Here is a 14,657-nt window from a genome sequence, read left to right as displayed (position 1 = left end):
GAAAACTCTAATCAGCGGTGCAACTGAAACAGGGATGTTTACACCCGCACCGGATTGCAGCCGCTCAATCATGTCCTGGATTTCCTGGGTGCTCTGCTGGGTACGGCGAGCCAGCGTGCGCACCTCATCGGCGACCACTGCGAAACCTCGACCGGCCTCACCGGCCCGGGCTGCCTCTATGGCTGCGTTCAGGGCCAACAGATTGGTCTGATCAGCAATTTCACGAATGACTTCCAGCACACTGTCGATGCGTCTGGAGTCGGCGCCCAGCTGCTCGATAACCCGAACGCCCTCACCCACTTGCTCCGAAAGCCCGCCAATAACCTCGGTGGCCTGGTGCACCAGACCCTGGGCATCGCAGACCTGGCCGTTGGCGTGGTCAGCAGCCGTGGACGCTTCGCTTGCGTTGCTGGCAACCTCCTGGGCCGCGGCAGTCATTTCGTTCATGGCCGTTGCTACCTGATCACTCTCGGACTTCTGCCGCTCGACGCCCTGCTCGGCCTCATTCATGACCTGATTCAGGTCAGCCGTGGCCTCGTTCAATGTCCGGGTGGATGACAACACACGCTCAACCAGACCATGCACCTGGTCGGCAAAACTGTTGAAGGCGATTGCCAGCTGTCCAAGCTCATCTTTGCCGAAGACCTCCAGGCGCCGGGTCAGATCGCCATCGCCGCTGGCAATATCGTTCATGGCTAAAACCGCAGATTTCAGCGGGCGAATAATGCTGCGAACAACAATCAGGGCAAGCAGGACGATAAGCGCCAGCGCAACAAGCGAGGTGCTGATTGATCCGATGACGGCATCTTCAAGCGAATCCCCTACCTGATTCTCCATCGCCGCAACCTGAGACTCTAGGCCATCAATCCAGAAACCCGTGCCAATCATGACGCCCCATTTCGGCAGCATTTCTGCGTAACCCAGTTTGGGTGCCACTTCCCCGGTATCGCTGTTCTTCCAGCCATAGGGAACGTAGCCACCGCTACCGCGCGCTGCCTTCACCAGCTCACGAATGAGATAGGTTCCGTTCGGATCCTGGAAGTCCCACAGGTTCCTGCCCTCCAGAGACTGGTTGACGCCATGCATTACGTTGACACCTTTGGTGTCATAGGCGAAGAAGTAACCGGTGCTTCCAGAATCGTTGAAGCGAAGCTGTCGCAGGATCTCCCAGGCTTTTTCGCGAACCTCCGGGTCGTCTGCGGACCCCGGTTGATTGTAGAGGTGCTCGATGGAGGATTTGGCGACAGCCAGGTAGTTCTGCAGCTCCTGCCGCTTGCTTTCTTCCATGTCGGAGGAAAAGCCGGCAACGGCTTCCTCGCCAATAGATCTGGCCTGATTCAGGTTATAGCTTGTCAGGAATGCCGTGAGCACAATCACTGGCACCAGGGCCAGCAAAAGTACCCGTCTCTGGATGGTCAGGTTTTTCATGGCTGGTAGTCTTTCAGGTTAAGCGATCGGTCAGCCGGGCAGCCCGGCACGGAAAAGCTGCTAAGACTACGAAAAACCTGCCGGAATTATCATTGATGATACTGCGTAGTTTGTTTCTGGTCTGTAACCATGGCGGTAATTATTTGTAGCTCAATCCTTGAACTGAGCCTTGTCCAGCCCATGCTTGCGCATCTTGTCGTACAGGGTTTTACGGGCAATGCCGAGCTGCACCATGGTGTCCTTGATGCTGCCGTGGCAGGCGTTGAGGGCACTGATAATGGCGGAGCGCTCAAAGCCGTCCATCATCTCGGCCAGCGTCTGACGGCCTGCGACATTGGCTGTATCCGAGGGCTCGTTTTCATCCAGTGCTGCCGGCCCCAACAACACATAGCGCTCTGCCAGGTTCCGGAGTTCACGGACATTACCCGGCCAGGAATGCTGCATCAGCCGGGCAGCCTGACCAGCATCCAGGGGAATACTCTCGCGGTCATAGCGGGCCGCCGCAATAAGAACGAAGTGGTGGAACAGCATTGGTATGTCTTCCTTGCGCTCCCGCAACGACGGAATGTCCACTTTTACAACGTTCAGCCGGTAATAGAGGTCAGACCGGAACTCGCCTTCGTCACTGAGCTTTTTCAGGTCGGCCTTGGTGGCGGCGATGATCCGCACATCCACGTCCTGGACCTGATTGCTACCGAGGCGCTCCACCCGTTGCTCTTCCAGCACTCGCAACAGCTTCACCTGCAACGGCATGGGCATGCTTTCCACTTCATCCAGGAACAGAGTGCCTTTGTGGGCGTGCTCAATCTTGCCGATCCGGCGTTTTTCCGCCCCGGTGAAGGCACCGGCTTCGTGACCAAACAACTCGCTTTCAATCAGGTTTTCGGGAACCGCACCGCAGTTAATCGCAACAAAATTATGGGCACTGCGGCCGCTGTTCTCGTGGATATAGCGGGCCAGCGCGTCCTTGCCCGACCCGGTTTCTCCATGCAGCAGTATATTGGCAGAGATATCCAGAATCGGATCAATAGTGGCCATGACTTTCTGCATGGACGGCGAATCACCAAGTATCCGGGGGCCCGGCTTCGCCAGATGCCGTAACTGGGCCTTGAGGCGGCGGTTTTCCAGGGCAAGGTGCCGCTTCTCCAGGGCGTGACGAAGCAGCTCAATCAGTTCATCATGATCAAAGGGCTTCTCAATGAAATCGTAGGCCCCCTGCTGCATGGCCGTTACGGCGGTGCTTATGTCCCCCTGCCCGGTGAGAATGATGACCGGAATGGTGTCATCTATGGCACGGATCCGATCCAGCATTTCCAGGCCATCCATCCCCGGCATGTTGTAATCGCACAGAACCACACCGTCATAGTCGGCATCCAGGTTCCTGAGCGCCGACGGCGCGCCCTCAAAACAGCTGACCGGCAGGTCCTCCAGAGTCAGCGTCTGGGCAATGGCCTGGCGGATATGTGGATCATCATCCACAAAGATTACCGAGGGTTCTGTCATTCCGTGGCCTCCCGCTTCTTGAGGGTTAAGACAAATTCGGCGCCCGGGCCATCCATGCGGTTGCGACCAATCAGGCTGCCACCGAGCGCATCAACAATCTGGCGGGAAATGGACAATCCCAGGCCCAGTCCCTGTTTGACCGACTTGGTGGTAAAAAATGGCTCGAAGATCTGTTCGGTGTTGCCCTGCAACCCCGGTCCGTTATCCCGTACCAGACACTTCCAGCAATCCTCCTTCTCCTCAATTTCAATTCGTACCTGGGGATTCGGGCCACCCTCGACAGCCTGCACCGCATTGGCAATCAGGTTCACCATGACCTGTTCAATCCGTATCAGGTCGCCATGACACATCACCGGATACTCCGGCCGAGCCCACTGGATATCAATATCAGCACTGGATTTTTGCGCCACGATAATCTTGAGAGACGCGTCCACCGACTGCCTGAGGTCAACCAAGGCGGGCGGCCCCTCGGATTTGCGGGCAAACACCTTGAACTGGCGTGTCAGCTCGGCCATTTTGTCGCACAGCGCAATGATCTCGGAAAGGTTAGCATCCACCATGTCTTCGGCGCCCTTCTCCAGGAATCGCCGGCTATTCCTGGCGTAGGTCTGGATTGCCGTGAGGGGCTGATTCATTTCGTGGTTCAGGCCAGCGGACATCTGCCCAAGCACCGCCAGTTTTGCAGCCTGGATCAGTTCCTGCTGGGTTTCCCGAAGCTCCGTCTGGGTACGTTCTCGCTCCCTGATCTCTTCCAGCAACTTGCTATTGGAACTCTCAAGATCCGCGGTTCGCTCGGCCACACGTCGTTCGAGCTGTTCCCCCCTCAGGGCCAGCTCGGCTTCCCGGCGGTATCGCTCACGCAGGTAAAGCCAGGTCAGAAGACCTCCAAAAAACAGCGCGGCGCCACCAACCAGAAACCCAAGCCGGGTCCAGACCACAGAGCGTGTGCTCACCATCACCTGAAGATTCCAGTCCAGTCTCGGCAGCGGCGTTCGAACGCTGAGATACTCTCTGGTCTCGCCGTTTTCAAGAATATTGATGGCAGTGGAATTCTCCGACAAGCCCCAGGGCTTACCCAGGCTATCGAATTCGATGGGGTTCAGGTCCCGGTCCGGGTATCGCTGACGGGAAGCCGCGTCCGGGGCCAACCCCTGATACGAAAAGTTCCGATACAACCAATTGGGTTTGCTTGCCAGAAAACTGATGCCAGCATCATCCAGTACGACCATTTCTGCTTCCCTGAGAGAAGCAGGCCGATCCCACTGGGATTCCAGGTCATGAACAAGAACCTTCACAGCCACCACACCCAGCAGACGGCCAGAATCGTCGATGACAGGGTGGGAAAAGTACAGGCCCCGGACCCCCGACATCAGCCCCAAAGCAAAATAGATGGCCGAATCCCGATTAGACACTGCTTCTGAAAAATAGGGCCTGAAAGCGTAGTTGCTGCCGACAAAGCTGTCAGCTTGTTGATAGTTGTTGGCAGCGATGGTGAGGCCGTTTACATCCATCAGATAGACATCGGAGCTGCCCACAATGGTGGCCATGCGTTGCATTTGCTCGTTGGCCTGCAGGATAACGTCCGGATTGTCCGGTTCCTTCAGTGCCCGCTCAAGCAGTGGATGCTCCGCCATCAACTCCGGGACCGGGAGATACCGGTTCAATTCATTCGCAACCAGTTGCCGGTACCGGAACGACTCTTCCAGGCTCTCCTGCTCCACCTGCCGGTATCCGACCCAGCCACCAAGTAGCCAGGACACCACCAGTGTGACAACGAAAACGAGAACAGCACCGATCCGGTAGGACATAGCATCCGGTTCCTGAAAAACCGTGGAAAGCCGCTAGAGTATAGGCAGGCCGCGGGCAGAACAACCGTACCATGGGTCATATGGCACAGTTGTTCCGCCGCAGATCATTCCCGGCTTGCCTCTTTACAGGGCACCTGCTGTAGCAAGGCGAGTTTTTCGCTGTTTCTGGATAACGAAGGCCAGAACCGCCAGGGCAATACCGGTTAGGTCTGTCCACAAACCGCCCTCGATCATCAGCAACGCGGCCGCAATCAGAAGGACTCGGGTTAGCCAGGAGGCGGAAACCCGCGCAAACCAGCCCAGCACACCGCCAGACAGCATGTATACGCCGAAGGTTGCAGTTACCAGTGCCCTGGCGATCTCGAACCAGCCAGCTTCCATCAACAGAGCGCCGTTGTAGAAGAACATGAAGGGCACGATGAACGCCGCAATGCCAATCCGGAACGAGGCCACGGAGGTTTCCATGGCGTTGGCGCCGGAAATCCCTGCTGCGGCATAGGAGGCAAGCGCAACGGGTGGCGTGATGGCGGACACCACAGCGAAGTAGAACACGAAGAAGTGCGCCGTCAGCGGTTCAATGCCCAGCTGCACCAGGCCAGGCGCTACCACCGAAGCCGCAACCGCATAGGCCGCCGTGGTCGGCATCCCCATACCCAGAAGAATGGAAATGAACATGGCGAAGATCAACGCCAGCAACTGGCTCGTGGCAGCAACGTCCAGCAACAACACGGAGAAGCGTGCGCCCACCCCGGTCAGGGAGATAACGCCAACAATTACCCCGGCCGCCGCGCACACCACAATGATCTGAATCGCCATGTAAGAGGCAATCTCGAGTGCTTGCAGTATGTGACGCAATCCCATCTTGTTCGGGGAAATCCAGCTCACCACAGCGGCGGAGACGGTAGCCAGGGTACCTGCCCGGATCACCGAGTAACCCATGAACAGGGCCACGATCAGGATAATGATCGGCACGAACAGATAGCACTGCTTCATCATGGTTTTGAGCTTCGGCAGCTCATCCTCACGCATGCCGCGCATGCCCGTCTTGGCGGCCTCAAAATCCACCATGAAGTAGACCGAGGCGAAATACAGGATCGCCGGAATGATGGCAGCAATGGCAATCTCGGTGTAAGGAATGCCGGTGATCTCCGCCATGATAAAGGCGCCAGCGCCCATGATCGGCGGCATGATCTGCCCGCCGGTGGACGCAGCCGCCTCGACAGCGCCGGCAGACTGCTTGCTATAGCCCACTTTCTTCATCAGTGGAATCGTCAAGGAACCGGTGGAGACCACGTTGCCGGCACTGGTGCCGTTGATCATGCCCATCAAACCGGATGCGAAGATCGAGACCTTGGCCGGGCCACCCCGGGAACGACCGGCTGCCGCAAAGGCAAAGTTCACGAAGTAGTCGCCCACCTTCGAGGACTGCAGGAAGGCGGCAAAAATGATGAACAGAATAATGTAGGTGGAGGATACCGCGGTGGTCGGCCCGAGGATGCCGGCATCGGTATAAACCTGACTAAAGAATCGCTGAACCGAAAGCCCCGGGTACCCGAGGAAACCCGGCAGATAGGGGCCGGCAAACACGTAAGCCAGGAACACCAGGCCGATGATCACCAGAGCCATACCGGCAACACGCCGGGTCAGCTCCATGATCAGGGCGGTACCGGCAATGGCTGCGAACGAGATACCCACCGGCGCGAAAGAAGTGCCGGTCGACATCCGCATGGAGGTGTTATAGACCACGAGGAAATAGGCGGCCACAGCCAGGGAACAGACGATCAACACCAGATCGGGAACACTGAATACCGATCGCTCCCGTTGATGGAACCAGCTCATGATAATGCCAATACCGGTTGCCGCCAGCAGAGGCCAGCCAAATTGCCACACCTCCAGCTCGACCGGGATCCGCATGGCGCCGTTCTGGACCATCTGCCAAAACGAAAACGTCTGGTACAGAACATAGAGGGCCGGCAGCATGGCGCCAGCACTGATCCAGGTTGTCCACCGATGGCGGGCGCCGCCCTCTTCCGATGACACGAACCGGGCGCCGGCAAACAGCACGAAACCCAGCACCAGGGCGCCCGCAATATGAACGATCCGGAACGACCAGGTTTCCAGGGGCGCTATGTTCAGGGAATAGAGGTGAAAGGCTGAATAGGCAATCGCCAGCATGGCGACAAATTTCAGCAGGCCGCCTTCAAACAGCCGGCGGTTGGCTTCAACCGGTTCATCGTCCACGTTGTGGGCGAGTACATGGTCCTCGCCCACTTCAATGTCCGGAAGATCTTTGGAGTTTTGTTCGGTAGTCATGACACACCCTGCTTGCAGGCAAATCGGGGCCAGAACCCTCCTGGCCGTCATTTGCGAGGGGCCGCCAGGCAGCCCCCCGCTCGAGCACTGTTACTTGATCCGACTGTCTTCGATCGGGTAACCGTTCTCGTTAAACCAACGCGCAGCGCCCGGGTGCCAGGGCAGAACGTTGTTCTTCGTATAGTTCTCGGGAACCGAATTACGGGCCGCCTTGTGGATGGAGACCATCTTGTCGTTGTTCTCCATGGTCAGCTTGGTGATCTCATACACGAAGCTTTCCGGAACATCACAGTTAACCATGGCGAAGTTCCACATGGACACCACGCGGGAGGGCTCTTCCAGAGACTGGTAGGTGGACGCCGGAATGATGAACTCGGATACCGGGAAGTTATTGATGATGGTCTCTGCCTCGGCATCGGTCATACCGATGATGTTCACATCGGTCTGGACTTCCAGTTGGCTGACCGCCGGAATGGGGATACCTGCCGCGAAAGCGACCACATCAATCAGGCCATCCTGAAGCTGACCGCCCAGATCAGACCAGCTGCCGTTACGGCGTTCGAAGTCTACGCCCAGGGTTTCCATCATGCGCGGGAAATAAGTGTCAGACGTCGAGCCCGCCGGGCCGAAGCCAATGGTGGCACCATCGGGGATGTCGGCAATGGATGTGATGCCGGAGCTGGAGAGCGCGGTTACCGAGAACGGCGTTTCGTACATCGGGAACATGGCGCAGACATTGTCCATCTTCATCCCCGGAGCAAGCGGGCTATTGCCATCCATGGATTCCCGGGCCGGGCCCATGGTGGTCAGGCCGAACTTCAGGTCGCCGGTATGCACCAGGGCCATGTTCTGCACCGGACCGCCGGTAATTTCGGCACCGCCGGAGACGCCCAGGTTTTCAGCCACAAAGTTGGCCCAGCCGGAACCATAGGCAAAGTAGGTCCCACCCTGGCTGGCAGTACCAACGGTGAAGTTGCTCGGCCAGTCTGAGCGGTCCTGGGCTGCTGCGGGGGTTGCGACGGCGAAGGTGGAGGCGAATGCCACCGCCATTACGGCTTGGGTTTTCATAAAGAATGCTCCCGTTTCATTTTGTTTGTTGGGTGCTCAACGAAGCTCGAATGGCTTCGGTGGGTAACCCTGTCAGCAAGGAGCAGACCAGTTCCAAATTAACTATTTAAAACAGTGTATTACTGAAATCAGGAGAGGATTCAGGCAGGAAAATGGGTGGATATCCACCCATAGAGGAGAAACCAATGGGTGAAAGTCGACACGTGAGTCTTAAAGGACGTTATCGGCGCAGAGTTACCAACGCCCCTGCAAGGTTGCCACTATACGCCGGCTACCGGCCCGGTCCCGGTGCTCACAGAGGTATAGCCCCTGCCAGGTTCCCAGGGCAAGATGACCATGACTTACCGGAAGGGTCAGAGAGGGCCCGATCAGTATGCTTTTGATGTGAGCCGGCATATCGTCCGGCCCTTCCATTACATGCTCATAGTGCGGCGCATTCTCCGGAACCATGACATTGAAGTGGCGTTCCAGATCGCCCCGCACATCCGGGTCTGCGTTTTCATTCACCGCGAGGGATGCAGAGGTGTGCTGGATGAACAGGTGCAGTAACCCAACCTCGCAGTTGGTGAGATCCGGCGCCTGGGCCAGGATTTCATTGGTGACCAGATGAAAGCCCCGTGGAAGCGGCGCCAACTCGATAAACGACTGATCCCAGATCATGGCTGTCCTCTCGCTTATTTCTGGCGGTCATCCCAGGGGTGTACCGGAACGACATCGTCGCCGACATCCCCTTCGTAGCTGCTCCGGAAATAATCCATGGCTTTTTCCGCCTCGCTTAGCTCGTCAAACCGGGCAACGTGATAAATTGCCTCGCCCTCATTCACCAGCGGCAGATTGTTCACGCAGATAACAATACCCGAGCAGGGTGACACCACTGCCGTTTCCGATTCGCCAAAGGGATCCGCCACCATGGCCAGACGCTGCCCCTTGCGCACCTTCTGCCCCAGGCGGGCAACCGGCCGCATGATGCCGTCAATGTCTGCTCGTACCCACTGGGAGTTGGCAGCGGTTTCAGACCGCTTTCTCGGTGCCTTGGGCCCTTTTTTCGCCGGGATCATTTCCAGTTCACGCATGACCCGAATTACCCCTTTCACACCGCTGCCGATCACCACGTCGTCGAAGCGCAGCGCCTCACCACCCTCGAAGGTGATCACCGGAATATCCTGTGAATCAGCGTAGGCACGAAGACTCCCCTCACGCAGGCCGGCGTTGATAATGATCGGCGCACCAAAGGCTTCGGCCATACGCACGGTTTCCGGGTTTTTCAGTTCGGCCCGGATTTGCGGCAGGTTGAACCGATGGATCGCCCCGGTGTGCAAATCGATGATGTGAGTGACCCGCTCCATGATCTGGGTACGCAGCAGATAGGCAATGCGCCCGCCCAGGGACCCGCTTTCGCTGCCGGGGAAACAGCGGTTCAGGTCCCGGCGGTCCGGCAGATAGCGGGTCCGCTGGACAAACCCGAAGATATTGACGATGGGTACCGCAACCAACGTACCCCGGAGGTGCCTCAGGGCCGAATTGGTGAGCACCCGGCGGACAATCTCGACACCGTTGATCTCATCACCATGGATGGCACCGCACACCATCAATACCGGACCGTCCCTCCGGCCGTGCACAACCTCAACAGGAATATGCAGCGGCGTGTGCGTGTATAGCTTGGCGACCGGAACTTCCACGGTTTGCCGGGTGCCGGCCTTTACCTGGGTGCCGGCAATTTCATAGGGGGCACGGGCCATGCTTTAGCCTCTCCCCTTGGTCCGGGTTTTCCAGGGCTTCTGATTTTTCTCGGTCCAATTGATGATCATACCGGCTACGTTCTTGCCAGTGGCATTCTCGATGCCCTCAAGGCCGGGTGAGGAATTCACCTCCATCACCAGCGGGCCGCGGCTGGCACGCAACAAGTCCACACCGGCCACGTTCAGGCCCATGGACTTGGCGGCGGTAATGGCAGTGCGGCGTTCCTCCGGCGTTATCCGCACCAGAGAGGCGCTGCCACCCCGGTGGAGATTGGACCGGAACTCGCCTTCGGCACCCTGACGCTTCATGGCGGCAATCACCTTGTCGCCGATCACAAAGCAACGGATATCGGCGCCGCCAGCTTCCTTGATGAACTCCTGCACCAGAATATCGGCTTTCAGCCCCATGAAGGCTTCAATCACACTCTCAGCCGCCTTCCGGGTTTCCGCCAGCACCACACCAATGCCCTGGGTGCCCTGCAACAGTTTGATAACTACCGGGGCGCCGCCCACCATCTGCAGCAGCTCGGGCACGTTATCCGGCTTGTTGGCAAAGCCGGTAATCGGCATGCCGACGCCCTTGCGGGCAAGCAGTTGCAGGGACCGCAGCTTGTCACGGGAGCGGGTGATGGCAACAGATTCGTTGACGGGGAATACCCCCATCATTTCGAACTGGCGCAATACCGCCGTACCGTAGAAGGTCACGGATGCACCGATCCTCGGAATCACCACATCGAAATCCTCAAGGACTTCCTCGTGATAATGGATTTGTGGGTTGGCCGAGGTAATGTTCATGGAGCAGTGCAGGCAGTCAATCACCTTCACTTCGTGGCCACGATTGATGCCTTCCTCCACCAGCCGACGGGTCGAATAGAGGTGACGGTTTCGCGACAGTACCGCAATTTTCATTTTTCAGTCCTTAAGGCCGGTTCGCCGGCAAGATAGGAAGCTTCGGGATAGATCAGTGAGCGCCCGGACATAGCGGTACGGCCCAGTAACATCCGGAACCGCATGGAATCACGGTTGGTCAATGTCATTTCAATAGGCCATTTCTGGCCGCCAATCAGCAGCGTGGTTTCGATGACCAGGCGCATTTCCTTGTGGCCGCCGGAGTCGGAGACGTTCCGCTCGTCCAGCACCTTCGCGTCGCACTCCACGACCTGGTGCAAATCGTTCTGCACCGGATGGACCCAGAAGCGTACCCGCCGCTCTCCGTTTTCCGTGTAGGGCTCGGTACGAAACGTATGGAGACAGGAAGTTCGGGCTCCGGTGTCGATTTTTGCCTTGATACGACTGATATCAAGGTCTGGAAGCGCCACCCACTCACGCCAGCCAAGACTCATTTTATTCTCGGCCGGTGTCGGGGCGATGGTTTTGATAACTTCAGCTGTCTTTGTCGACATCCGGGAGATCCTTTTCAGTGATTTGTTCCGGCCCCAACAGCTGAACACGGAACGGCTCCGAATGGCTACCCGCATACACGCTGGTGTGGGGGAACGGAATTTCAATGCCTTCCCGATCCAGGGTTTTCTTGATCGCGACCATCATGCCGCTTCGACCCTCGAGCACTTTCTCCTTGGGCACCCAGTACGAGAACTGGAGGTCCACAGAAGACGGGCCAAACGCTGTTACCAGCGTAAACGGCTTGGGCTCTTCGAGACAGACCGGGTTCTTTTCCGCAAGATCCAGCAGCAGGCTTTCTACGCGCTCTACATCTTCAGCGTAGGCAATCCCCACTGTCAGGTCGAGTCGGCGTATCGGAAACCGGGAACGGTTAACCACCCGGGTCTTGATCAGGGTTTCATTGGGAATACGCACGTACAGATTGTCCGGTGTACGCAATTTCACGCTGAGCATATCAATGCCCACCACCTCGCCAAGGGTTGCGTCCACCTCGATGAAATCCCCGATTTCGAAGGGCTTTTCCACCAGCAGAAACAGACCGCTGATCATGTTCGATGCCGAGGTCTGCGAGGCAAAACCGATGGCTACGGTCAGGATACCTGCGGCGCCGAGCACCACATCGAGGGAAAAGCCGGCCTCCCGGAGGGCCGCCACAAAGAACAGAACGACAATGACATAGAACACCAGCCGTCGAACCATGACGGTATGATGGCGGGAGGTGCGTTGCGCCATAAAACGGCCAACACTTCGGGCCGCCAGGGAACCGAGAAACAGCCCGAGCACGACAAGAAAAACGGAACTGATCCACTGCCCCCAGGCGATATCCGTGAACACCTTCATCACGCCTGTTTCTATTGTTTCCAGCAAAGCGTCGACTCCCTTCGGTGTTTTTTAGCCAAACATTCGGTCAAAAGCCCGCACCAGCCTACCACGGGCCATCTTCTCCCGGGCATCTGCCACATGCCGGCAAGCACCCGCAGCAGCAAACAATGACTGTTCTACATGCAGACTGGCGGAGTTCATATCGGTCTCCACCTCAACGGTTACACCCGGCGTCCACAACTGGCCGCGCTCGTTCTGATGCAGGGACAGCAACGGCGTCGGCAGGCTGAAACGCTCCAGCAACAAGGGTTCTTCCCGGCGGTTGATCAGGGTCACCGGCGTTACCGCTCGCCAGGGGCGCTTGGGCACTGCCTCAAGCACCAATCTGGCAAAACTCGGCGAGGCATAACAAAGCTCGCCCTCCATGGTATTTCTGCCCACCCAGGTCATCGAGGGCGACGCCAGGGGGATCTCCGTCAGAACGACTTGCTTGTCTCCGACACAGACCTTCATCCAGACCAGGGTTCCCACATAGATCGTGCACCGGCCACCGGCGGGAATGGTCAGCGGTTGGAAAGGCCGAATCACGGTAGGCAGGTTGGCGAGAGCCGGCAGGAACGTGACCGTGGACGACTGATTTTCCCGGATGAATCGTTGCAGCGGCACGGAAGCAGACGGCAGAGTGTGGCCAATGGTTTCTGTCCAACTGGCGGGATCAGTGTCCAGCTCAAGCGCTTCGGTACGAATCTGCCACTCCTGATCCAGCAGGGTGACCCATAAACGAATATGACCAAGCTGATGAAACTGGGTTTGCCCAGAAGCCAGAGAATACGGCTGGGCCCACACGCCGTCACGACGACCCTCGGTATTGTTCTCCATTCCTGCCACAGAACTCCCTCAAGATCGGTCGGCTGAATTGCTTAAAAAGTGTTTTAACTATAATCCAATCAGCCACCCCGGGCGAATATCCAAGTTGGTGATTTTATTGAAACACCGGGCTGTAATTACACTTATATCAATCCCTCAGACAACTATGGATTACGGATGACGCAACTGGTCTGGTTCCGAAACGATCTCCGGGTTGCCGACAACCCCGCCCTCACCGCCGCCTGCGAGAGCAACGAAGAAGTGCGGGCCTGTTTTATTCTCACCCCGGACCAATGGCAGGAACACGACTGGTCTCCGTCCCGGGTGCAATTCGTCATTTCCCATGCCAACGCCCTTGCTGAAGAACTGGCCCGGCTCGGCATTCCCCTATCCTTTATATATGCCGACCGATTCGACGACAGCATCGGTAAACTGCAGAGCCATTGTGAAGAGCAAAAGGTTACAGCACTGCACTTCAACGAGGAGTACGGCGTCAACGAACGCAAACGCGATAAAGCCGTCAAGCACCGCTTTGACGAGCTCGGAATAGCCGTTCGCAAATACCGCGACCAGACCGTCGCCCCAGTAGGCGAGATCCTGACCCAGCAGAACGAGCCCTACTCCGTCTTCACACCGTTTTCGAGACGCTGGCGAAGCTGGATCGAAGAAACCCATCCCGGACTGTTTTCGATTCCCAAAATGAGGGGCGACGCGGTTACCCCGGAACAGATTGAAACAATCCCGGAAGCCTTTCGGGATGCCCCGGAGCCTTTGGTACCCAGCGGAGAACAGGCCGCCCACGACCAGCTTGAACGCTTCCTGGAAAAACGCGGCGGCGCCTACAAGGAAAACAGGGACTTCCCCGCCATCGACGGAACCAGCCTGATCTCCCCCTACCTGGCCAACGGCGTCCTCTCCGGCCGGCAATGCCTGATCGCAGCCCGACAGGCACAGGGTGCAGGAGGAAACCAGGAAGGCCTGGGCACCTGGATCACCGAAATCGCCTGGCGGGATTTCTACATCAACATCCTGTACCACTACCCCCGGGTCAGCATGCACCGCGCCTTCAAACCGGAAACCGAAGCCCTGGAGTGGAACACCCCGGGCGACAAGTTCGAAGCCTGGAAAACCGGCAACACCGGCGTTCCCATCGTCGACGCCGCCATGCGCCAACTCAACCAGACCGGCTGGATGCACAACCGCCTGCGCATGATCACCGCCATGTACCTCACCAAAAACCTGTTCATCGACTGGCGACTGGGCGAAGCCTACTTCATGTCAAAACTGATCGACGGCTTCCTGGCCTCCAACAACGGCGGCTGGCAATGGAGCGCCTCCACCGGCACCGACGCCGCCCCCTACTTCCGGGTCTTCAACCCGGTTACCCAGAGCGAACGCTTCGACCCCAACGGCGACTTCATCCGGGAGTGGGTTCCTGAACTGGCGAAACTGGACAACAAACGGATTCATGATCCGGGCGCGAAAGGTGGTGTTATTCCGAAGGGATATCCACGGCAGATCGTCGATCTGAAAGAAAGCAGGAAAGAGGCGATCGCAAAGTTTCAGGAATTAAAGAATTAAACTGAGCCGGAGTCGGAGAGCGGGCTGACTCGACAGTATGACGAGGGGCTGGAGACAGTCTTTCCAAAACTGTGCGGAGCCAGGGATGGCGGAGCCCAAGCGCCACAGGGATGTGCCGCAAGGA

The 14,657-nt window shown here is 57.7% G+C and carries 12 protein-coding genes; 1 reads left to right on the top strand and 11 read right to left on the bottom strand.

What is annotated here, in order from left to right; all coding sequences use genetic code 11:
- The 11 genes from A8B84_RS09225 to A8B84_RS09175 all read right to left on the bottom strand — a co-directional run.
- Positions 1-1,428 (bottom strand): methyl-accepting chemotaxis protein (locus A8B84_RS09225; protein WP_064228313.1); only part of this gene is annotated, 1,428 nt, incomplete at its 3' end.
- A gap of 150 nt (positions 1,429-1,578) precedes the next feature.
- Complete coding sequence (locus A8B84_RS09220; RefSeq protein WP_064228312.1) at positions 1,579-2,931, bottom strand: sigma-54-dependent transcriptional regulator; 1,353 nt, start codon at positions 2,929-2,931, stop codon at positions 1,579-1,581.
- Positions 2,928-4,739 carry a sensor histidine kinase gene (locus A8B84_RS09215; RefSeq protein WP_064228311.1) on the bottom strand — a complete coding sequence of 604 codons (1,812 nt, stop codon included), beginning with the start codon at positions 4,737-4,739 and terminating at the stop codon, positions 2,928-2,930. The genes A8B84_RS09220 and A8B84_RS09215 overlap by 4 nt, the downstream gene beginning before the upstream one ends.
- 123 nt (positions 4,740-4,862) lie before the next feature.
- The gene (locus A8B84_RS09210; RefSeq protein ID WP_064228310.1) at positions 4,863-7,052 is read right to left on the bottom strand and encodes a TRAP transporter permease; all 2,190 of its coding nucleotides are present in this window, start codon (positions 7,050-7,052) and stop codon (positions 4,863-4,865) included.
- A gap of 90 nt (positions 7,053-7,142) precedes the next feature.
- A complete protein-coding gene (locus A8B84_RS09205) occupies positions 7,143-8,120 on the bottom strand; it encodes a TAXI family TRAP transporter solute-binding subunit (RefSeq protein ID WP_064228309.1) in 978 nt (325 codons plus the stop codon).
- Positions 8,121-8,354: 234 nt separating this feature from the next.
- Positions 8,355-8,780, bottom strand: coding sequence for a secondary thiamine-phosphate synthase enzyme YjbQ (locus A8B84_RS09200; protein ID WP_064228308.1), 426 nt, complete (start codon positions 8,778-8,780; stop codon positions 8,355-8,357).
- A gap of 14 nt (positions 8,781-8,794) precedes the next feature.
- Positions 8,795-9,859 carry a succinylglutamate desuccinylase/aspartoacylase family protein gene (locus tag A8B84_RS09195; protein WP_064228307.1) on the bottom strand — a complete coding sequence of 355 codons (1,065 nt, stop codon included), beginning with the start codon at positions 9,857-9,859 and terminating at the stop codon, positions 8,795-8,797.
- A gap of 3 nt (positions 9,860-9,862) precedes the next feature.
- A complete protein-coding gene (gene rimK, locus A8B84_RS09190; protein WP_064228306.1) occupies positions 9,863-10,768 on the bottom strand; it encodes a 30S ribosomal protein S6--L-glutamate ligase in 906 nt (301 codons plus the stop codon).
- A complete protein-coding gene (locus A8B84_RS09185; protein WP_064228305.1) occupies positions 10,765-11,262 on the bottom strand; it encodes an ATP-dependent zinc protease in 498 nt (165 codons plus the stop codon). Before A8B84_RS09185 ends, rimK begins: the two co-directional genes overlap by 4 nt.
- Entirely contained in the window at positions 11,243-12,103 is an 861-nt protein-coding gene (locus A8B84_RS09180; protein ID WP_064228315.1) for a mechanosensitive ion channel family protein, read from the bottom strand. Before A8B84_RS09180 ends, A8B84_RS09185 begins: the two co-directional genes overlap by 20 nt.
- 51 nt (positions 12,104-12,154) lie before the next feature.
- Entirely contained in the window at positions 12,155-12,964 is an 810-nt protein-coding gene (locus tag A8B84_RS09175) for a hypothetical protein (protein WP_064228304.1), read from the bottom strand.
- A gap of 165 nt (positions 12,965-13,129) precedes the next feature.
- On the opposite strand from A8B84_RS09175, the gene phrB reads away from it, so the two are divergent.
- Positions 13,130-14,533 (top strand): deoxyribodipyrimidine photo-lyase, encoded by a 1,404-nt coding sequence (gene phrB, locus A8B84_RS09170; protein WP_064228303.1) that lies wholly within the window; start codon positions 13,130-13,132, stop codon positions 14,531-14,533.
- The last annotated feature ends 124 nt before the right edge of the window (positions 14,534-14,657 follow it).

This window comes from Marinobacter sp. EhC06 (assembly GCF_001650915.1).
GTDB lineage: Bacteria > Pseudomonadota > Gammaproteobacteria > Pseudomonadales > Oleiphilaceae > Marinobacter.
The sequence above is the reverse complement of the archived record's forward strand: the minus strand, read 5'-3'. Positions and strand labels throughout refer to the sequence as shown.

Excerpts from the sequence above, each read along its gene's own strand:
- A8B84_RS09220 (WP_064228312.1), bottom strand. The coding sequence starts at position 2,931 with ATGACAGAACCCTCGGTAATCTTTGTGGATGATGATCCACATATCCGC.
- A8B84_RS09200 (WP_064228308.1), bottom strand. The coding sequence starts at position 8,780 with ATGATCTGGGATCAGTCGTTTATCGAGTTGGCGCCGCTTCCACGGGGC.
- rimK (WP_064228306.1), bottom strand. The coding sequence starts at position 10,768 with ATGAAAATTGCGGTACTGTCGCGAAACCGTCACCTCTATTCGACCCGT.
- A8B84_RS09180 (WP_064228315.1), bottom strand. The coding sequence starts at position 12,103 with ATGAAGGTGTTCACGGATATCGCCTGGGGGCAGTGGATCAGTTCCGTT.
- A8B84_RS09215 (WP_064228311.1), bottom strand. The coding sequence starts at position 4,739 with ATGTCCTACCGGATCGGTGCTGTTCTCGTTTTCGTTGTCACACTGGTG.
- phrB (WP_064228303.1), top strand. The coding sequence starts at position 13,130 with ATGACGCAACTGGTCTGGTTCCGAAACGATCTCCGGGTTGCCGACAAC.
- A8B84_RS09210 (WP_064228310.1), bottom strand. The coding sequence starts at position 7,052 with ATGACTACCGAACAAAACTCCAAAGATCTTCCGGACATTGAAGTGGGC.
- A8B84_RS09185 (WP_064228305.1), bottom strand. The coding sequence starts at position 11,262 with ATGTCGACAAAGACAGCTGAAGTTATCAAAACCATCGCCCCGACACCG.
- A8B84_RS09175 (WP_064228304.1), bottom strand. The coding sequence starts at position 12,964 with ATGGAGAACAATACCGAGGGTCGTCGTGACGGCGTGTGGGCCCAGCCG.
- A8B84_RS09205 (WP_064228309.1), bottom strand. The coding sequence starts at position 8,120 with ATGAAAACCCAAGCCGTAATGGCGGTGGCATTCGCCTCCACCTTCGCC.
- A8B84_RS09195 (WP_064228307.1), bottom strand. The coding sequence starts at position 9,859 with ATGGCCCGTGCCCCCTATGAAATTGCCGGCACCCAGGTAAAGGCCGGC.